The sequence below is a fragment of the Telmatospirillum sp. J64-1 genome (assembly GCF_006980715.1).
In the GTDB taxonomy this organism is placed as follows: Bacteria; Pseudomonadota; Alphaproteobacteria; order Rhodospirillales; family Magnetospirillaceae; genus Oleiliquidispirillum; species Oleiliquidispirillum nitrogeniifigens.
In genome coordinates, this window is record NZ_SBHN01000021.1 from 46,594 (window position 1) to 65,599 (window position 19,006).

Below are 19,006 nucleotides of genomic sequence, written 5' to 3' on the forward strand. Positions count from 1 at the left end.
CGAACATGAGCGAATCCGCGAGGCTTCAGGACATTTCACCGGAACAGCATCAGGCCTATCTTGTCTGGCGCGAGCGTGTGGCCGGCACCAACATTTCGTCCCAGACTCTGCTGGCAACGGACTATCTCAACCATTTCAACGAGATCGTCATGTTGCTGGAAATGCTGGCCGACATGCCCGACATGCTGGACGAGGCCAAGGCCTGGCAGCCGAAAAGCTATCAGGAACATTTCCGCGACTCCGCCTTTCACGACCGTGACCTGGCGATCGAGGCCTATGATCATGTGCCCGAGGCCTATCGGCGCTCCTTCGAGGACGTGATCGGCCACCTGAACGAGCATGTCTCGCAATCCATCGCCCGCATCGAAGCGGCGATCCTGGCGGGCACCGAGACGGCGCATCTGCACCATCTCTGCGGCGAATGCTCGCGCACTATCCAGAAGCTGATGGATTTCGCCAATGCCGTCATCCACGGCAGCACCAAGGTCCTGGACCAGGAAGAGGTCGACCGCCTGCTGGGGCCGTGACGGCGCCCACTCCCTCGCATTCGCACAGGAAGAACGCCCCCGGCCTGTGCTAGGGTTTATCCCATGATTTCCATTCCTGTTGTCGAAGGCAGCGTGCCCCAGATCATGGCGGCGCGACTTGAGGCCGCCCGCACCCTTCTCGATGCCGGACGACGGCGCTACGGCAGGCCGATGCTGACCCTGGCCGACCGCCATGCGCGCGGCTGGCTGGCGCGGGCCGAAAATCCCCTGCTGCCCGAATTGGACGAGATGGCGGAGACCCTGGGACAGCCGGGCGTGCATATGCTCAATCTCAGCGTCGAATGGGGCTGCACCACGGCGGCCCTGCCCGCCCCCGACGGCCTGGGCAACCGCATGCTGCGCACGCTGGACTGGAATTTCCGCGGCCTGGGCGAGAATCTGCTGGTCCATCGCACCGAGGGACCGGCGGGGGCTTACTATTCCGTCACCTGGCCGGGTTTCGCCGGGGTGCTGACGGCGATGGCGCCGGGACGCTTCTCGGTGGCGATCAACCAGCCGCGCCACCGCTATCCGGAAATGCCGCTGCTCGGCGAATGGGCACAGCAGAAGCGCCATTTCCTGGCCTCGCGCGCCCTGCCCGGCGCCCATCTTCTGCGCCGGGTTTGCGAACAGGCCCGCGATTTCGACGAGGCGGTGGCGATGCTGCGCGACACCCCCATCCCCGTTCCGATCTTCTTCACCGTCAGCGGCCTGCATCCCGATCAGGGCTGCATCATCGAGCGCATGCCCGACACCGCGGCCCTGCATTACGGCGAGGTGATCTGCGCCAATCACTGGCAGAGCCTGGACGACAAGGCCCGGCGCCGGGCCGCGCGCCGCCCCTTCGTCCAGCACAGCACAGCCCGGCGCGAGGCCCTGGCGGCGATGGCGGCGCTGCCCGACGGCTTCGACTGGCTGCAGCCGCCGGTCCTGTGCACGCGCACCCGCGTCGCCGTGGTCGCCAACGCAGCGCGCGGAAAGTTGATGGTGCTGGGACTGGACGGCAGCGCTCCGGTCACCCAAGTGCTGGAAGTCCAGCACGGCCGCTGCGCCGAGAAAATGCCAGCGACGGCTTGACATTCCGCACCTGCGGGAATGGTATAGCCCCTCAACCCGGCCTATATAGACGCGCATGATGACTGACACTGACAAGAACCGCCGCCCTCGCCCTGTCGTTCTCTGCATCCTCGATGGCTGGGGCCATCGGGAGGAGCGCGACAACAACGCCATCGCCCTGGCCGACACACCCAATTGGGACCGGCTGATGCGCGATTGCCCGCGTTCCTTCATCGAAACCTCGGGGCTTCAGGTCGGACTGCCCGAGGGGCAGATGGGCAATTCGGAAGTCGGACACATGAATCTGGGCGCCGGTCGCGTGGTCATGCAGGACCTGCCGCGCATCGACCAGGCCGTGGCCGACGGCTCGCTGGCCGCCAACCAGACGCTGATCGACATGATCGGCACCCTGCGAGACACCGGCGGCGTCTGTCATCTGATGGGCCTGATGTCGCCCGGCGGGGTGCATAGCCACCAGGACCACCTGGCCGCCCTGGCGCGCATCGTCGCCGGCGCCGGCGTCAAGGTGATGGTCCACGCCTTCCTCGACGGCCGCGATACTCCGCCCTCCTCGGCCAAGGATTACGTGGCGAAATTCCTCGCCGACGTGGACGGCTTCGACGTCGCCATCGCCACCGTCTCGGGCCGCTATTACGCCATGGACCGCGACAAGCGCTGGGACCGCGTGCAGCTTGCCTATGACGCCATGACCCTGGCCAAGGGCGAGCGCGCCGCCGACGCGCTCGGCGCCATCGTCCAATCCTACGAGGCGGGCAAGACCGACGAATTCATGCTGCCCACCGTGATCGGCGATTTCACCGGCATGAAGGACGGCGACGGCCTGCTGATGGGCAATTTCCGCGCCGACCGCGCCCGCGAGATCCTGGCCGCGCTGGTCGATCCGGCCTTCGACGGCTTCGAGCGCGCCGCCCGCCCGGACTTCTCCGTCCGCGTCGGCATGGTCGAATATTCGCGCGAACTCAATGCCTTCCTGCCCGCCCTGTTCCCCGCCGAGCAGCTGACGGAAATCCTGGGCGAGGTGATCTGCGAGCACGGCCTGACCCAGCTGCGCATCGCCGAAACCGAGAAATACGCCCACGTCACCTTCTTCTTCAACGGCGGGCGCGAGCAGGTCTTCCCAGGCGAGGACCGCATCCTGGTGCCCAGCCCCAAGGTGGCGACCTACGACCTGCAGCCGGAGATGTCGGCCCCGGAAGTGACCGACAAGCTGGTCGAGGCCATCGACAGCGGCAAATACGACCTGATCGTGGTCAACTACGCCAATGGCGACATGGTCGGCCATAGCGGCATCCTGAGCGCCGCCATCAAGGCCGCCGAGGCGGTGGATGGCTGCCTGGGCCGTCTGGAACAGGCCGTGATCCGGGCCGGGGGCGTGATGCTGATCACCGCCGACCACGGCAATGCGGAACAGATGGCCGACGCCTCCACCGGCCAGCCGCATACCGCCCATACCACCGGCGCGGTGCCGCTGCTGCTGATCAATGCTCCGCGCCATGTAACGGGCCTGCGCAACGGCCGCCTCGCCGATATCGCGCCGACCGTGCTGTCGCTGATGGGCCTTCCCCAGCCGGCGGAGATGACCGGCCATCCCTTGCTGGCGACAGCGGCCGAACCTAGATCAGCAGGAAATCGTGCGACGGCTTGACAGGCGATTGACCGATGGGGCCGCCGCCCTGTTTCTGGCGGCCCTTCTGATGGCGGGCGAGACGGGTTCTGCCCTGGCGCAGAACCCGCCGCCCGACCGACGCCTGAAGGAACTGGAACGCGCCCTGGAGAAGGGCCGCGCCGAACAGGAAGCGTTGCGGCGCCAGGCCCAGGCCCTGACCGAGGAACTGAACAAGCTGCGCGCCGAGATGATCGAGGCGGCCAAGGTCGTCCAGGGCCATGAAGAGACCTTGTCCCGGCTGGAGGAACAGCTTCAGGAACTGACGCGCGAGGAGGCCACCAAGGCCCGCGCCCTGGAGCGTCGGCGCGAGCAGATGACCAATGTGCTGACGGCGCTGCAACGCCTGGCCTGGCGCCCCTCCGAGGCGCTGATCGCCCAGCCGACCTCGCCCGCCGATACCGTGCGCAGCGCCATCCTGCTGCGCTCGGCGGTGCCGCAGATCGAGGAATCGGCCAAGGACCTGGCCGACGAACTGGACAGCCTGCGGGAATTGCGCGCCGATATCGGCAAGCAGCGCCTGCGCATCTCGGCGGTGACGGGGCAGATCGACAGCGAGCACCGGCGCATCAAGACGCTGGTCGAGCGCAAGGCGCAGCTCCAGCAGCGCACCGAGGCGCAGACCCAGGAGACCGCGAAGCGGGTCCAGCGCATGGCCGCCGAGGCGCAGGATCTGCGCGAATTGATGGTCAAGCTGGAGGAGGAGCGCCAGCGCCGCCAAGCCGAGGCCCGGGCCAGGGCCGCCGCCGAGAAGGCCGCCCGCGAAGCCGCCGAACGCGAAGCCCAGGCGGCCGCCCTCAAGGCCGGACGGCAACCGCCGCCGCCCAAGGCCGAGCCGCCCCCGGCGCCGGCCCAGGCGGTCGCGGCGGGACGTCCGTTTACGGCGGCGCGGGGCCAGATGCCCTATCCCGTCAGCGGCAGCATCAAGGCGCGCTACGGAGATCGCAGTGAAACGGGCTCTACCCACAAAGGTCTCTTGATTGAGACGAGAAATGGCGCACAAGTGGTGGCGCCACATGACGGTCTGGTGGTGTTTGCCGGACCCTTCAGGGGTTATGGACAACTCTTGATCATCGAGCACGGCGAGGGATATCATACCCTCCTCGCTGGCCTTGGCCAGATCGACGGCACAGTGGGCCAGCGCCTCGTGGCCGGGGAACCGGTCGGACGTATGGGGCAGGGCGAGGGGAGGCCGACCCTCTATGTGGAAATGCGTCACAATGGTCAGCCCGTCAATCCAATGTCTTGGCTGGCGGCACGCAAGGATAAGGTCACCGGATGAATCGTGCATTCCTGATCGCGGCGAGCACTACGGCTCTGCTGGCGTTTCAAACTGTGTCTGCTCCCGCAGTCGCAGCCAATGCCAATAATGCTGATACCTACCGACTGCTGAATCTCTTCGGCGACGTGTTCGAGCGCGTGCGGAGCGAGTATGTCGAGGAAGTTACGGACCAGGAGCTGATCGAAGCGGCCATCAACGGCATGCTGACCTCCCTGGATCCCCATTCGTCCTATCTGGACACCCGGGGCTTCCGCGACATGCAGGTTCAGACCAAGGGCGAATTCGGTGGCCTTGGCATTGAAGTCTCGATGGAAAACGGCGTGGTCAAGGTGGTCTCGCCGATCGACGACACCCCGGCCTTCCGCGCCGGCATCCAGCCGGGCGACCTGATCACCCATCTGGATGGCGAGCAGATCATGGGCCTGACGCTGTCGGACGCCGTCGAGCGCATGCGCGGCCCGGTGAACACGGACATCCGCCTGACCATCCGCCGCAACGGCGCCGAACCCTTCGACGTCACCCTGACCCGCGCCATCGTGCGCGTCCAGGCGGTGCGCCACCGCGTCGAGGGCGATATCGGCTACATCCGGATCAATACCTTCAACGAACATACCGAACAGGGCGTGCGCGCGGCCATCTCCGACATCCGCAAGCAGCTGAACGGCAAGCCCGCCGGCTATGTGCTCGACCTGCGCAACAATCCGGGCGGCCTGCTCGACCAGGCCATCGCCGTGTCCGACGCCTTCCTCGAGCGCGGCGAGATCGTCTCCACCCGTTCGCGCCGCGAGGAAGACACCCAGCGCTTCAACGCCCGTCCCGGCGATCTGGCCGAAGGCCTGCCGATCGTGGTGCTGATCAATGACGGTTCCGCCTCGGCCTCGGAAATCGTCGCCGGTGCGCTGCAGGATCACCGCCGCGCCATCGTCCTGGGCACCAAGTCCTTCGGCAAGGGCTCGGTCCAGACCATCATCCCGCTGCCCGGCCAGGGTGCGATGCGCCTGACCACCGCGCGCTACTACACGCCGTCGGGCCGTTCGATCCAGGCCGTCGGCATCGAGCCCGACATCCTGGTGCAGCAGGCCCGCATCGAGACGCTGGCCAACGACCGGCGTTCGGAAGCCGATCTGCGCGGCGCCCTGATGAACGAGCAGAACAACGGCCAGACCACCGTGCCGCCGTCGCCCGCCCCGCTGCAAGGCGAAGGCGAGCCGCAGTCCCAGGTGGTGCCGGAAGGCGAAGCCACCCCCGGCGAGGTCGCCCGTCCGGGCGAGGACCCGTCCCAGGACTACCAGTTGGCGCGAGCCCTTGACTTGCTGCGCGGTTTGGCTCTGTATCAGGGTCACGTGACGACGACGCAGAACCAGACGCAGCAGTAACGTCAACAACACTCTGGGCGGCAGGACTGTGGCCACACCGAAATCGACACCGGGCGGTCGGAAGAGAGATGTCTCTTCCGGCCGTGGCTTCCTCCGCCCGGTTGCACTGGGGGCGCTTGCGCTGGCCGGCGCGGGCGTTCTCGCCTATGGCAGCTATCACCTGACCCTGGGCGGCTTTGCCGCCTTCAGCGGCAGCGGCTCCAGCTCCATTTCCATTTCCATGCCCATGCCGCCGCGCGGCGGGCCGGAAGATATCCGCACCTCGCTCCTGACCCCGCCGGGTGCCGTTGCCCCCCGGCAGGACAGGCTTGACGAGCGCTCGCTGGAGCGGCGGCCCTGGCTGAACGACGAACAGGCCGCCTCCGCGGAACCGGCCCCGGCGGAAGAGCCCGCCGACGGCGAAATCCTTGCGGAAGAGGCTCCGGGGGAAGAAGCCGAGCCCTCTCCGCCGCCGGTTGCCGAGATGGCGCTGCCGCCGGAGGCCGCACCCGAGACTCCCGCCCCCTCCACGGACACCGCCGCGGCGCCGCAGGCCGAAGAACCCTCTGACGCCGCCGAAGCCGCGGCCCCTGCCGAGGCTGCCCAGCCCCCGGCCTTGAGCATCGTCGAGCCGGTGGTGGCCCGGCTGCGCGAGGATGCGGAACCGCCCCGCTTCGCCGACCTGCTCGACTGGGGTCCCACCGCCCCCCTGCCCGAAGGCCCCCATGTCGCCATGCTGGCGGCATCGCGCTACGGCCAAGTGCCGGTCATCGGCCGCGAAGGCCATCAAAGCTGGCAGGTCTATGCGCGGCCCTTCGCCGTTGAAGACCCCACGCCGCGCGTCGCCGTGGTCATGTCCGATCTGGGCATGCGGCGCGAGGCGACGGAAGCGGTGATCGAGAAGCTGCCGCCCGAAGTCACCCTGTCCTTCAGCCCCTATGCCAGCATGCTGGACCAGTGGATGCGCCGCGCCCGGATGGCCGGGCACGAGGTAATGCTGGACCTGCCCATGGAGACGCCGGGCTTCCCCGCCCGCGATCCCGGCCCCTATGCCCTGCTTTCCAGCCTCAGCACCGACCGCAACCGCGACCGGCTGGAACAGGTGCTCAGCCGTGGCGCCTCCTATGTCGGCCTCAACGCGCCGCTGGTCACCCGCCTCGCCGATGCGCCGCAAATGCCCGAGATCCTGGGCGAGGTGAAGGAACGCGGCCTGTTGTGGCTGGGCGATCTGCCCGCCGACATTCCGGACTCGCGGCGTCCCGCCCTGGCCCCGCGTCCGGTTCTGGCCGACGAGCAGCCCTTCGCCGATTTTATCGACGCCCGTCTCGCCTTGGCCGAGGCCACCGCCCGCGATACCGGCCGCGCCGTCGTCGTGCTGCGCCCCACGCCGGTCAGCCTGCAACGCCTGCTGCATTGGGAGGCCACGCTGAAGTCGCGCGGCGTCGTTCTCGCCCCGCTGTCGGCGCTGGCCGAACCGCCACCCGTCCCCCCCACCGGAGCCCTGTGATGGCGGATGTCGCGTCCCTGCCCTATCGCCTGGGCGTGGGCATCGTCCTGTTTAACGACCAGGGGCTGGTCCTGGCCGCCAAGCGCATCGACACTCCCGGCGACGCTTGGCAGATGCCCCAGGGCGGCATCGACGAGGGCGAGGATCCGCGCAGTGCCGCCTTGCGCGAACTGGAAGAGGAAGTGGGCACCGCCAAGGCCGAGATCATCGCCGAAAGCGCGGGCTGGCTGAGCTACGACCTGCCCGAGGACATCCGCGCCAAGGTGTGGAAGGGGCGCTATCGCGGCCAGAAGCAGAAATGGTTCGCCATGCGCTTCCTGGGCCGGGATACCGATATCGACATCGCCACCACCCATCCCGAATTCAGCGACTGGAAATGGCTGCCGCTGGACAGCCTGCCGGGCCTGATCGTTCCCTTCAAGCGTCCGCTTTACGATCAGGTCGTGGCGGAATTCCTGCCTCTGGCCCGCCGCCTGGCGGGGCATCCTTCGTAACGCAACATAACGCTTGAGGCGCGCCCACAAGACAGTATGATCCCTAGGGCTTTTCCCGGATGGGTGGGAAACGCGAAAGGGACAAGGGGTCATGCAGGAACGGGCGAATTCTATTCGCGAGACTTATCGCGACCTTCTGATCCGCTTCCACGAATCCGCCGACGAAAAGCTGCTGGGCGTGGCCCAATCGGTGATCGATCCGGTCGCCGACACCATCGCCGACACCTTCTATGCGGAATTGCTGAGCCACAAAGGCACCGAGCATCTGCTCAACCACGAGATCGTCAGCCGCCATCTGCGCTTTTCCATGGCGGCCTGGCTGCGGGACATGTTCCGCCCGCGCGGCCCCGCCGATCTGGCCGCCCATATCCAGCGGCAGCTCGATGTCGGCACCGTCCATGCCCGCATCAACGTGCCCGCCCATCTGGTCAGCTTCGGCACCCGCATCCTGAAGCGGGAAATCTTCCGCCGCCTGCTCGCCGCCCCCATCGACCGCGAGGATGCCGCCAATCTGGTGATCCTGGTGGACGAGATGATGGATACCGCCGGATCGCTGATGCAGGAAAGCTATGTCAGCGACCTGGTGACCAACGAACGCCGCGCCCAGTCGTTGAAGATGAATGCCGTCAGCAGCAACCTCGCCATCGAATGCGAGCGCCTGCGTTCGGGCCTGCTGGACTGGCTGCGCAAGGTGCTGACCACGCTTTATCAGAGCCCCTCCCCCCTGGCGGCGCAGAACCTGTCGGTGCGCCAGTCGGATTTCGGCCTATGGCTGACCCACAAGGCCGACCTGCTGCTGCAGGAAGGCATCGAGGTGCGCAACCTCAAGGGTCAGATGGAACGGATCGAAGTCGCCATGCTGCGCGCCGTCGCCGCGCGTCCCAAGGGCTTGAGCGGGGATTTCAACGATGCCGTCCTGGATCTCAACGACGCCGTCACCCAGGCCAACTGGCTGCTGTCCTCCCTGATCGAGCGCACGCTGGAGATGGAGGCCGGGCGCGACCCCCTGACCAAGCTGTTCAATCGCCGCTATCTGCCGACCATCATCCAGCGGGAGACCGAGCTGTCCAATCGTCACGGCATCGCCTACGGCCTGCTGCTGATCGACCTGGATTCCTTCGCGCCGCTCAACGACCGCTTCGGCCAGGACAAGGGCGATGCCGCCTTGTGCCAGGCGGCCGAACTGATCAGCAACACCGTCCGCGCCGGGGACTTCGTCTTCCGCTATGGCGGCGACGAATTCCTGGTCCTGCTGTCCGACGTCAATGCCGAGCAGGCCCTGCGCATCGCTGAAGAACTGCGTCAGCGCATCGCCGCCCATTCTTTCCGTCTCAGCGGCGGCGAAGGCATCCATCTGAATGCCAGCATCGGCATCGCCGTCCATGACGGCCATCCCGATTATTCCCGCATGATCACCCGCGCCGATGCCGCCCTGCGCAAGGCCAAGCAGGGCGGCAAGGGACGCTGCGTGCTGGCGGGAGTGGAGTAAGCCTTGATATTCCCCGGCTCCGTCCAAGCCTGCCAGAAGCTGCCGGCTTCTGGACCTCATGGGACTTTCATCGTCATTCCCGCGAAAGCGGGAATCCACGCGCAGCATCGGACTTGAGCGGTTCGCCTCTCCACCAGCCCCCACATGGCCCCCCGCTTTCGCGGGGGTGACGATTGGGTGCAGGCGGAACCGGCTTTATCAGCAGCCCCGCCTTGCAGGGCCGTTCCCCCGGCTCAGCGCGCCACGCGCGGGCCGGGTTCGCGGGTGATCACGGTCCAGATCGCCATCAGAATGCGAGTCATCATCGCCTCCGTTCCTGTCTACCCTGCCGTTCTACCGCCCGTTCTGGGCAAGGTGAGGACGGGATTGGGGCGGAAAAAAGGTAATTTCCTGTCTTCCTCCTTTGCGCATGTTTCCTGTCCGGCAGCACCTCTTGCCGTGACAAAACCTTTGCGCGATGTCATCTAGGAAGCATGCATGGGATCAGGGACATCATGGCTGACCGGTTCAAGGCGGTGCTGCTGGCCGCCACGATCAGCTATGTCCTCGTCGTCCACGGGCTGATCACCGCCTATGCCCATGCGGCCATGGCCGTTCCACAATCCGGCCTGCCCTTCATCCTGTGCTCCTTCCAGGGCAATACCGCTCCCGACACCGCCCATCCGCTGCAGGATCTTGCCCATACGTCCTGCTCGGCCGTCTGCCAGGCGGCCTGCGCCGCCGCCCCCATGGTTTCCGCCGAGGCCCATGCCGTCGTCTTCGACCTGGGAGCCGAGACCAGGATCGCCCGCTCCGACCAGATCAGCCGGGCGCCGCCCGCCGATCCCGGCAGGGTCCCGGAAGCCCGGGCGCCGCCCTCCTTCTCCTTCTGACGCCTGAACCGGAAGCCGATGCGCCTGCGCTCGGCTCGTTTTTGCGCCTATGGAGAAGACTCATGATCAACACGACACCGCCGCGCAGCGGCGAAACCGCCGGTCCTTCCGCCGGGGTGGAATTCAAGGCATTCATCACGCGGCTGCATTTCTATATCGGGCTTTTCGTCGGCCCCTTCGTCCTGATCGCGGCGGTCACGGGCACGCTTTACGTCCTGACGCCGCAGATCGAAGACCATCTCTACCGCGAGCAATTGCGCACATCCTCCGCCGGAGAAAGCCAGCCCCTGGCGGCCCAGGCCGAAGCGGCGCGACGCTTCATCGGGGATGAGCCCACCTTCTTCACCGTCAGGCCAGCGCCTGGGCCGGGATGGACCACGCGCGTCATGTTCAGCGAAGCGGGCCTCGGCCCCTCGGAAAGCCGCGCCATCTTCGTCGATCCGGTGACACTGGACATCAGGGGCGACCTGATCGTCTACGGCACCAGCGGCATCCTGCCCTTCCGCACCCGGATCGACTACCTGCACCGCAATCTCATGCTGGGGGATTTCGGGCGTCATTACAGCGAGCTTGCGGCGTCCTGGCTGTGGATCGCCACGCTCGGCGGGGTGATGCTGTGGTGGTGGCGCCGCGACATCCACAAGGCCGGACGGCGAAAAAGCAATCCCGCCCTGCGCACCCGCCGTCTTCACGCCCTGGTCGGCATATGGGTGGCGCTGGGCGCGGTCTTTGTGTCGGCCACCGGCATCACCTGGTCGCAATGGGCCGGCGGCCGCGTCGACCAATTCCGGGCGGCCGTCGGATGGATCACGCCGTCCGTCTCGCTCGCCCTGGACGAAGGAAACGCCGCCAGCGGCCATGCCCACCACGATCATGAGCCCTCGGCGGCAGAAGCCGGAGCCGGTCCGGCGGCGGCCCATATCGCGCAACTGGATCGCATCCATGCCGTCTCGCGCGCGGCGGGGCTGGATTCGGCCATGCTCGAAATCCGCCCTCCCCGCTCCAGCGGTCAGGCCTGGCTGGTGCGGGAATATGATCGCTCCTGGCCGACGCAGGTGGATACCATCGCCATCGACCCGCGCAGCATGACGGTCACCAGCCGCGCCGATTTCGAGACCTTCCCCCTGGTCGCCAAGCTGATCCGCTGGGGGATCGACCTGCATATGGGCATCCTGTTCGGTGTCCCCAGCCAGATCCTCATGGCGGCGCTCGGCACCGCGCTCAGTGTCACGATCCTCTATGGCTACCGCATCTGGTGGCAGAGACGCCCCGCCCCCGGCGCGCCGCCGCAGACCCTGATCCAGAGATGGTCCCGGCTGTCGCTGCCGCTGAAATCGCTGACGGTGCTGGTCTCCCTCGCCCTGGGATGGGCCCTGCCCCTGGTCGGCGGCAGCCTCGCTCTGTTCCTGCTGATCGATCTCGCGCGCTGGCGCATGGCCGTCCGTCAGCCTGAGAAAGGAGGCTCCTAGAGCATCAGGCCCCTTTTAAGACCGTGATGCAGTTTTTCCACGTCAGGCTGTAACCTCAGCGTCACCCCCGCGAAAGCGGGGGTCCATGCTGGAGCTCATGGAGATGTCAGCCGCCAGATATGGATGAAGCGGCTCCATGGGCTCCCGCTTTCGCGGGAGTGACGAGGAAAATTGGCCGCAGCCTCAACGGCCACAAGTCTCAGAATGCGTCACATTTGACGCACGCTGCCTTATTCCTTGGCCCGGGCGCGGGGATGGGCCTCGTCGTAGACGGCGGTCAGCTTGGCGGCATCCACCTCGGTATAGCGCTGCGTCGTGCTGAGCGAGGCATGGCCGAGCAATTCCTGGATGGTGCGCAAGTCACCGCCGCCGGCCAGGAGATGGGTGGCGAAGCTGTGGCGCAGGGCGTGGGGCGTGGCGGTTTCCGGCAGGCCCAGCAGGTCGCGCAGGCGGCGCATCTGGCGCTGGACCACGCCGGGATTGAGGCGGGCGCCGCGCGCGCCGAGGAAAAGCGGGCTGTCGTCATCGCCGGGAAAGGGACAGAGGCGCAGATAATCCTCGACCGCCTCGCGCACCACCGGCAGGACCGGCACCACGCGCTGCTTCCGCCCCTTGCCGGTGATGATCATGCTTTGCGCGGTGGGACGAGTGCCGCGCGTCAGGTCCAGCGCCTCGCCGATACGCAGGCCGCAGCCATAGAGCAGGGTGAACAGGGCGACGTCGCGGGCGGCCAGCCAGGGCTCGTCATGCAGCTCGCCGACCGTGTGCAGCGCCTCCAGCGCCTCGTCCTCCTTCAGCGGCTTGGGCACGGAACGCGGCGGGCGCGGCGCGCGCACGGCCTCGACCGCCGGATTATGGACCTTGCCCAGCCGGTCGAGGAACCGGAAGAAGCTGCGCAGGGTGGACATGCCGCGCGCCACGGAACTGCGCGAGATCCCCTCGCCCGAGCGGCGGGCGAGGAAGGCGCGGAAGTCGGCGGGCGTCAGGGCGGACAGGTCTTCCAGGCGCGGCGTCTCGCCCAGATGCTCGGCCAGGAATGTCAGGAAGGCCGCCAGGTCACGGCCATAGCCGTCGAGCGTATGGGACGAGGCGCGGCGCTCGTCGGCCAGCCAGGTCCGCCAGGACTCGACAGCCTCCAGCAGCGCCCCGTCGGCGACGAAATGGATCACTCCCCGTTCTCGAGCCATCGTCCCAAAGTCCGTTCGACGATCCGTGCCAGGAAGCACAGCAATTCCGAGCCCTGCCCGGCATGGAAGCTGCCCTCCTCGCGCGAGCCCAGGGCCAGCAGCCCCACCGGGGCCCGGCTGCAGGGCGCCAGCCGGACGAAGGCCGCCGAGGCCACGGTTGCCGCCGCTTCGCCGAAGACGTCGCCGTCGCCGCCGCCATCGGGCAGCAGCAGGACGGAACGCCCCGGCAGTCCCATGATGCGGTCCACCGCCCCCACGGGCAGCAGCTTCAGCCCCGGCACGGCCAGTTCGGGAATGGCCCGCTCGCCCACTTCCACGGCCAGCGACACCATGTCCACGTCCAGCAGCTGGGGCAAGTCGTGGCCCAGCATCTCGGCCACCTGTTCCAGCCCTTCGGCGGCCAGTACCGCCAGGGCCGCCCGGTGGATGCGCGACAGGCTGGCCATGCTGTCCCGCGTCGTGGCGATCAGCCCCTCGGCGCAGCCGCGCATCTCGTCGAGCTGGTCGCGCAGCCGCTCGATCATGAAGGCCTGCATGTCGGCCACGCCCTCGCCCTGCGGGCGGCTGGGCGCCGCCAACAGGGACAAGAGCTGCGGATGACGTTGCAGAAAATCCGGGTGCCGGCTCAGATAGTCCAGCACCTCGTCCTCGGACGGCCCGCCGTTCAGGTCCGAACGGCGGTCGCCAGCATCATGCTTCATACGGATCAGGACCCCAGGATCGACTGGCCGGTCTTTTCCCAATCGGCGATGAACGCGGCCAGACCTTTGTCGGTCAGCGGATGTTCATACATCTGACGGACCACCTTGGGCGGCATGGTGACGACGTCCGCGCCCAGCTTGGCGGCCTGGACCACATGGACCGGATGGCGCACGGACGCGACCAGCACTTCGGTGGTGAAATGCGGATAGTTGTTGTAGATCTGGACGATATCGGCGATCAGCGCCATGCCCTCGGTGGAGATGTCGTCGAAACGCCCGACGAAGGGCGAAACGAAGGTGGCCCCCGCCTTGGCCGCCAGGATCGCCTGACCGGCCGAGAAGCACAGCGTGACGTTGACCTGTGTGCCTTCCTTCGACAGCTCGCGGCAGACGCGTAGGCCCGCCGGCGTCAGCGGCACCTTGACGCAGACATTGTCGGCCAGCTTGGCCAGCAGGCGGCCTTCCTTGAGCATCGTCTCGTAATCGGTGGCGGCGACCTCGGCGCTGATCGGGCCGGGGACGAGGTCGCAGATCTCGCGCACCACGTCCAGGAAGTTACGGCCGGTCTTGGCGATGATGGAGGGATTGGTGGTGACGCCATCCACCATGCCGGCTTCGGCCAGGCTGCGGATTTCCCCAAGGTCGGCCGTATCGACGAAGAATTTCATGGAGCAAGTCTTCCAAACGTTTCCAATTGGGAGGTTGACGCAGCAAAGCGCACGGGCCCGCTGGCCTGCGGCGCGCGCGGCGGCTAGAGTGTAGCCCATGCCTTCACACCTTGCCAGTTCAGAGCCCCTCTACCTCCCCTTCGTATCGGGCGAACGGGTTGCCGTTCTGCTGCCTTTGCCGCTGTCCGCACCTTATGACTATACCGTTCCGCCGGGCATGAATCTGGGCTATGGCGATTTCGTCGTCGTCCCCCTGAGCGGACGCGAGGTGGTGGGCGTGGTCTGGGCGCCCGGCGAGGGCTCCATCGACGCCAAGCGCCTGAAGCCGGTACGCCGCCGCCTGGACGTGCCACCGATGCCCGAGCCCCTGCGCAAGCTGGTGGATTGGGTCGCCGCCTATACCCTGGCGCTGCCCGGCACGGTGCTGAAGATGGCGATGAGCGTGCCCGCCGCCCTGGAACCGGCGCGTCCCGTCCTCGGCGTCAAACCGGCGGCGGAACCGGCCAGCCTGGGCCTGCGCATGACGCCCGCACGCATGAAGGTGCTGGAAGCCGCCGCCCGCTCCGCCCCCATCGCCGCCTCGGAACTGGCCAAGCAGGCCGGGGTGGGACCAGCGGTGGTCCGCGGGCTGGTCGAGGCCGGGGCGCTGGAACAGGTGCCGCTGGACCCGGTCGCCGAGTCGCAGCCCGACTGGCACCGTCCCGGCCCCACCCTGTCCGCCGCCCAGCGTGAAGCGGCGGCCGACATGGTGGCGCGGGTGCAGGGGCGCAGCTTCTCGGCGGTGGTGCTGGAAGGCGTCACCGGCTCGGGCAAGACCGAGGTCTATTTCGAGGCCATGGCCGCCGCCCTGGAACAGGGCCAGCAGGTGCTGGTCCTGCTGCCGGAAATCGCCCTGGGGGCGCAATGGCTGGAACGCTTCGCCCGCCGCTTCGGCGCACCGCCGCTGCAATGGCATTCCGATCTGGGCCAGGCCCAGCGCCGCGAGACCTGGCGGGCGGTCGCCGAGGGACGCGGCAAGGTGGTCGTCGGCGCCCGCTCGGCGCTGTTCCTGCCCTTCCCCGATTTGGGCCTGATCATCGTCGACGAAGAACATGAATCCTCCTTCAAGCAGGAGGAAGGCGTCATCTATCATGCCCGCGACATGGCGGTGGTGCGTGGCCATCTGGGCGGCCATCCGGTGGTCCTGGCTTCGGCCACGCCGTCGCTGGAGACACTTTATAATGTGCGGGCGGGAAAATACCGCCATCTGCACCTGCCCGAACGCCATGGCGGGGCGGGCATGCCGGACCTGTCCATCATCGACATGCGCAAGCATCCGCCGCCGCGCGGGCAGTGGATCTCGCCGGTCCTGGCCGAGGCGGTGGAACAGACCCTGGCGGCGGGCGAGCAGGCCATGCTGTTCCTGAACCGGCGCGGCTATGCCCCGCTGACCCTGTGCCGCACCTGCGGCCACCGCCTGCAATGCCCCAATTGCACCGCCTGGCTGGTCGAACACCGGCTGCTGGGACGGCTGCAATGCCACCATTGCGGCCACAGCCAGCCCTCGCCCAAGGAATGCCCGTCCTGCGGGGATGAAGACAGCATGGTCCCCTGCGGCCCGGGCGTCGAACGTCTGGCCGAGGAAGTGGCGCACCGCTTCCCCGACACACGCTGGGCGGTGATGGCCAGCGACACGATCACCAGCCCGGCCCAGGGGGCGGAGCTGGTACGGCAGGTCACCGAGCACGAGATCGACCTGCTGATCGGCACCCAGATCGTCGCCAAGGGCTATCACTTTCCCATGCTGACCCTGGTCGGCGTGGTGGACGGCGATCTCGGCCTGTCGGGGGGCGACCTGCGCGCCGCCGAACGCACCTATCAGCTGCTGTCCCAGGTGGCGGGCCGCGCGGGCCGCGCCGAACGTCCGGGCCGGGTGCTGCTGCAAAGCTTCGAGCCCGATCATCCGGTGATGCAGGCCCTGGCGCGCGGCGACCACGAAGGCTTCATCCGCGAGGAGACCGAGCAGCGCCGCGCCGCCGGCATGCCGCCCTTCGGCCGCCTCGCCGCCCTGATCGTCTCGGGCGCCGACGAAGCGCGGGTCGAACGCATGGCCCGCGCCCTGGGCCGGGCCGCGCCCCACGGGCCGGGTCTGGACGTTCTCGGCCCCGCTCCGGCGCCCATGGCGCTGCTGCGCGGACGCCACCGCCGCCGCCTGCTGCTCAAGACGTCCCGCGACGTCGCCATCCAGACCGTGCTGCGGCGCTGGCTGGCCGGGGTGGAGCAGGACCCGGCGGTGCGCGTGCAAGTGGATGTCGACCCTTTTTCCTTCCTCTAAAGTCGAGGTCACTCACCCAAATGGGTGGGGTGCGGATAACCCCTCGACCTGGGCTCTGGCCTATGGCATATGCGCGGTGGAAGCAGCCTTCTCCCAGGCCCTTGACAAGGGTCAAATGACTAGGCGTCTTGCGAAATTTGGCACCGGCCCTGCTTGCAACCTCTACCCCGATATGCTAGTTAACCCACGCGCCAAGGGGGGCGGCCTGCCGCCGGCGCCGAAAACGCGTGTAATAACAAAATCTTCTGTTATTACCGCTGAAGCTCGTTACGGCTACTTCTGAGGGACCGTCCCGGTGTCATCCGAACCGACAGGCGCTATCGCCGAACGCTACGCCGCCGCGCTTTTCGAATTGGCCGAGACCCAAGGGTCGCTCGACCAGATCGCGGCAGACCTCAAGGCTCTCAAGGCCATGCTCGCCAGCAGCGCGGACCTGCGCCGCGCTCTCACCAGCCCGGTCATCAGCCGGGCCGATCAGGAAAAGGCTATCGCCGCCCTGGCCGCCAAGGCCGGCTTCCAGGATCTGACGCAGCGTTTCCTCGGCCTCGTCGCCAAGAATCGCCGTCTTTCCGCCCTGGAAGGCATGATCCGGGCCTATCTCGACCGACTCTCCGCCCGCCGCGGCGAGGTCGTCGCTCAAGTGGCCTCGGCCACCGAACTTAACGAATCCCAACGGACCGCCCTCGCCGCCTCTTTGAAGAAGGTTGTCGGTGGCAACGTCTCGCTCGATGTCAGTGTCGACCCGGCCCTGCTCGGCGGCATGGTGGTCAAGGTTGGCTCCCGTATGGTTGACAGCTCGCTTCGCACGAAGCTGCAACGGCTTCAGCTCGCTATGAAAGGGGTTGGGTGATGGAAATCCGCGCCGCGGAAATCTCCGCTATCCTTAAGGAACAGATCGCCAATTTCGGCACCGAGGCGGAAGTCGCCGAGGTCGGCCAGGTTCTCTCGGTCGGCGACGGCATCGCCCGTATCCATGGTCTGGACAAGGTCCAGGCCGGCGAGATGGTCGAGTTTCCCGGCGGCATCAAGGGCATGGCGCTGAACCTCGAAACCGACAATGTCGGTGTCGTGATCTTCGGCAGCGACCAGGGCATCAAGGAAGGCGACACCGTCAAGCGGACCGGCGCCATCGTTGAAGTGCCGGTCGGTCCGGAACTGCTCGGCCGCGTCGTCGACGCGCTGGGCAATCCCATCGACGGCAAGGGTCCGCTGAACGCGACCCGCACCTCGCGCGTCGAAGTCAAGGCCCCGGGCATCATCCCGCGCAAGTCGGTGCACGAGCCCATGCAGACCGGCATCAAGGCCATCGACGCCCTGATCCCGATCGGCCGCGGCCAGCGCGAACTGGTGATCGGTGACCGTCAGACCGGCAAGACCGCCGTCCTGGTCGACACCATCATCAACCAGAAGAATTTCAACGACCAGACCACCGACGAGAAGCAGAAGATGTTCTGCATCTACGTCGCCGTCGGTCAGAAGCGTTCGACCGTCGCCCAGATCGTCAAGCAGCTGGAAGACTACGGCGCGATGGAATACTCCATCGTCGTGGCCGCCACCGCCTCCGAGCCGGCCCCGCTGCAGTTCCTGGCGCCCTATGCCGGTGCCGCCATGGGCGAATACTTCCGCGACAACGGCATGCATGCCGTCATCATCTATGACGATCTGTCGAAGCAGGCCGTGGCTTATCGCCAGATGTCGCTGCTGCTCCGCCGTCCGCCGGGCCGTGAAGCCTATCCGGGCGACGTGTTCTACCTGCACTCCCGCCTGCTGGAACGCGCGGCCAAGATGAACGACGAGCATGGCGCCGGTTCGCTGACCGCCCTGCCGGTCATCGAAACCCAGGCCAACGACGTCTCGGCCTACATTCCGACCAACGTGATCTCGATCACCGACGGCCAGATCTTCCTGGAAACCGACCTGTTCTATAAGGGCATCCGCCCCGCCGTGAACGTCGGCCTGTCGGTGTCGCGCGTCGGCTCCGCCGCCCAGATCAAGGCGATGAAGCAGGTCGCCGGCTCGATTAAGCTGGAACTGGCCCAGTATCGCGAAATGGCCGCCTTCGCGCAGTTCGCCTCCGACCTCGACCCCTCGACCCAGCGCCTGCTGGCTCGCGGCACCCGTCTGACCGAGCTGCTGAAGCAGAAGCAGTTCGCGCCAATGCCGGTCGAAGAGCAGGTCGTGTCGATCTATAGCGGCGTGAAGGGCTATCTCGACAAGCTGCCGGTCAACCAGATCCAGCGCTTCGAATCCTCGCTGCTGTCGGACATGAAGTCCCGCCAGCCGGAAATTCTCGAAGGGATCCGCAGCGCCAAGGCGCTGACCCCCGAGATCGAGGAAAAGCTCAAGGCCTTCCTCGACGGCTTCGTCAAGACCTTCGCCTAAGGCCGCCGGCCCACGACCG

16 protein-coding genes are annotated in these 19,006 nt (G+C 67.2%); 13 read left to right on the forward strand and 3 right to left on the reverse strand.

Annotation, left to right across the window (positions count from 1 at the left end; translation table 11 throughout):
- Positions 1-5: 5 nt before the first annotated feature.
- From EPD66_RS18160 to EPD66_RS18205, 10 genes are all read left to right on the forward strand, one after another.
- Positions 6-527 (forward strand): hypothetical protein, encoded by a 522-nt coding sequence (locus EPD66_RS18160; RefSeq protein ID WP_142849933.1) that lies wholly within the window; start codon positions 6-8, stop codon positions 525-527.
- A gap of 63 nt (positions 528-590) precedes the next feature.
- Positions 591-1,604, forward strand: a complete 1,014-nt coding sequence (locus EPD66_RS18165; protein WP_142849934.1) for a hypothetical protein — start codon at positions 591-593, stop codon at positions 1,602-1,604.
- 58 nt (positions 1,605-1,662) lie between these two features.
- Entirely contained in the window at positions 1,663-3,249 is a 1,587-nt protein-coding gene (gpmI, locus tag EPD66_RS18170) for a 2,3-bisphosphoglycerate-independent phosphoglycerate mutase (protein ID WP_142849987.1), read from the forward strand.
- A complete protein-coding gene (locus tag EPD66_RS18175) occupies positions 3,236-4,549 on the forward strand; it encodes a murein hydrolase activator EnvC (protein ID WP_255448564.1) in 1,314 nt (437 codons plus the stop codon). The genes gpmI and EPD66_RS18175 overlap by 14 nt, the downstream gene beginning before the upstream one ends.
- The gene (locus EPD66_RS18180) at positions 4,546-5,925 is read left to right on the forward strand and encodes a S41 family peptidase (protein ID WP_142849935.1); all 1,380 of its coding nucleotides are present in this window, start codon (positions 4,546-4,548) and stop codon (positions 5,923-5,925) included. The genes EPD66_RS18175 and EPD66_RS18180 overlap by 4 nt, the downstream gene beginning before the upstream one ends.
- Positions 5,926-5,953: 28 nt before the next feature.
- Positions 5,954-7,411 carry a divergent polysaccharide deacetylase family protein gene (locus EPD66_RS18185; protein ID WP_142849936.1) on the forward strand — a complete coding sequence of 486 codons (1,458 nt, stop codon included), beginning with the start codon at positions 5,954-5,956 and terminating at the stop codon, positions 7,409-7,411.
- Positions 7,411-7,905 (forward strand): RNA pyrophosphohydrolase, encoded by a 495-nt coding sequence (locus EPD66_RS18190; RefSeq protein WP_142849937.1) that lies wholly within the window; start codon positions 7,411-7,413, stop codon positions 7,903-7,905. Before EPD66_RS18185 ends, EPD66_RS18190 begins: the two co-directional genes overlap by 1 nt.
- 91 nt (positions 7,906-7,996) lie before the next feature.
- A complete protein-coding gene (locus EPD66_RS18195) occupies positions 7,997-9,394 on the forward strand; it encodes a diguanylate cyclase (protein WP_142849938.1) in 1,398 nt (465 codons plus the stop codon).
- 494 nt (positions 9,395-9,888) lie between these two features.
- Complete coding sequence (locus tag EPD66_RS18200) at positions 9,889-10,266, forward strand: hypothetical protein (protein ID WP_142849939.1); 378 nt, start codon at positions 9,889-9,891, stop codon at positions 10,264-10,266.
- 62 nt (positions 10,267-10,328) lie between these two features.
- On the forward strand, positions 10,329-11,735 hold the full coding sequence (locus EPD66_RS18205; RefSeq protein ID WP_142849940.1) for a PepSY domain-containing protein: 1,407 nt from the start codon (positions 10,329-10,331) through the stop codon (positions 11,733-11,735).
- A 230-nt stretch (positions 11,736-11,965) separates the two neighbouring features.
- On the opposite strand, the gene EPD66_RS18210 is transcribed toward EPD66_RS18205, so the two are convergent.
- Genes EPD66_RS18210 through fsa form a run of 3 tightly spaced genes read right to left on the reverse strand, consistent with a single transcriptional unit; the run spans position 11,966 to position 14,291 of the window.
- On the reverse strand, positions 11,966-12,922 hold the full coding sequence (locus EPD66_RS18210) for a tyrosine recombinase XerC (protein ID WP_142849941.1): 957 nt from the start codon (positions 12,920-12,922) through the stop codon (positions 11,966-11,968).
- A complete protein-coding gene (locus EPD66_RS18215; protein WP_142849942.1) occupies positions 12,901-13,623 on the reverse strand; it encodes a DUF484 family protein in 723 nt (240 codons plus the stop codon). Before EPD66_RS18215 ends, EPD66_RS18210 begins: the two co-directional genes overlap by 22 nt.
- A 5-nt stretch (positions 13,624-13,628) precedes the next feature.
- Complete coding sequence (gene fsa, locus EPD66_RS18220) at positions 13,629-14,291, reverse strand: fructose-6-phosphate aldolase (protein ID WP_142849943.1); 663 nt, start codon at positions 14,289-14,291, stop codon at positions 13,629-13,631.
- Positions 14,292-14,388: 97 nt separating this feature from the next.
- On the opposite strand from fsa, the gene EPD66_RS18225 reads away from it, so the two are divergent.
- The 3 genes from EPD66_RS18225 (at position 14,389) to atpA (ending at position 18,987) form a co-directional block, all read left to right on the forward strand.
- Positions 14,389-16,605 (forward strand): primosomal protein N', encoded by a 2,217-nt coding sequence (locus tag EPD66_RS18225; protein ID WP_142849944.1) that lies wholly within the window; start codon positions 14,389-14,391, stop codon positions 16,603-16,605.
- Positions 16,606-16,900: 295 nt separating this feature from the next.
- The gene (locus EPD66_RS18230; protein ID WP_142849945.1) at positions 16,901-17,455 is read left to right on the forward strand and encodes a F0F1 ATP synthase subunit delta; all 555 of its coding nucleotides are present in this window, start codon (positions 16,901-16,903) and stop codon (positions 17,453-17,455) included.
- Complete coding sequence (gene atpA, locus EPD66_RS18235) at positions 17,455-18,987, forward strand: F0F1 ATP synthase subunit alpha (protein WP_142849946.1); 1,533 nt, start codon at positions 17,455-17,457, stop codon at positions 18,985-18,987. The genes EPD66_RS18230 and atpA overlap by 1 nt, the downstream gene beginning before the upstream one ends.
- Positions 18,988-19,006: the final 19 nt, after the last annotated feature.

Bases quoted from the DNA above. Each gene is read 5' to 3' on its own strand.
- EPD66_RS18160 (WP_142849933.1), top strand. From the start codon at position 6: ATGAGCGAATCCGCGAGGCTTCAGGACATTTCACCGGAACAGCATCAG.
- EPD66_RS18165 (WP_142849934.1), top strand. From the start codon at position 591: ATGATTTCCATTCCTGTTGTCGAAGGCAGCGTGCCCCAGATCATGGCG.
- gpmI (WP_142849987.1), top strand. From the start codon at position 1,663: ATGACTGACACTGACAAGAACCGCCGCCCTCGCCCTGTCGTTCTCTGC.
- EPD66_RS18180 (WP_142849935.1), top strand. From the start codon at position 4,546: ATGAATCGTGCATTCCTGATCGCGGCGAGCACTACGGCTCTGCTGGCG.
- EPD66_RS18190 (WP_142849937.1), top strand. From the start codon at position 7,411: ATGGCGGATGTCGCGTCCCTGCCCTATCGCCTGGGCGTGGGCATCGTC.
- EPD66_RS18195 (WP_142849938.1), top strand. From the start codon at position 7,997: ATGCAGGAACGGGCGAATTCTATTCGCGAGACTTATCGCGACCTTCTG.
- EPD66_RS18200 (WP_142849939.1), top strand. From the start codon at position 9,889: ATGGCTGACCGGTTCAAGGCGGTGCTGCTGGCCGCCACGATCAGCTAT.
- EPD66_RS18205 (WP_142849940.1), top strand. From the start codon at position 10,329: ATGATCAACACGACACCGCCGCGCAGCGGCGAAACCGCCGGTCCTTCC.
- EPD66_RS18210 (WP_142849941.1), bottom strand. From the start codon at position 12,922: ATGGCTCGAGAACGGGGAGTGATCCATTTCGTCGCCGACGGGGCGCTG.
- EPD66_RS18215 (WP_142849942.1), bottom strand. From the start codon at position 13,623: ATGAAGCATGATGCTGGCGACCGCCGTTCGGACCTGAACGGCGGGCCG.
- fsa (WP_142849943.1), bottom strand. From the start codon at position 14,291: ATGAAATTCTTCGTCGATACGGCCGACCTTGGGGAAATCCGCAGCCTG.
- EPD66_RS18225 (WP_142849944.1), top strand. From the start codon at position 14,389: ATGCCTTCACACCTTGCCAGTTCAGAGCCCCTCTACCTCCCCTTCGTA.
- atpA (WP_142849946.1), top strand. From the start codon at position 17,455: ATGGAAATCCGCGCCGCGGAAATCTCCGCTATCCTTAAGGAACAGATC.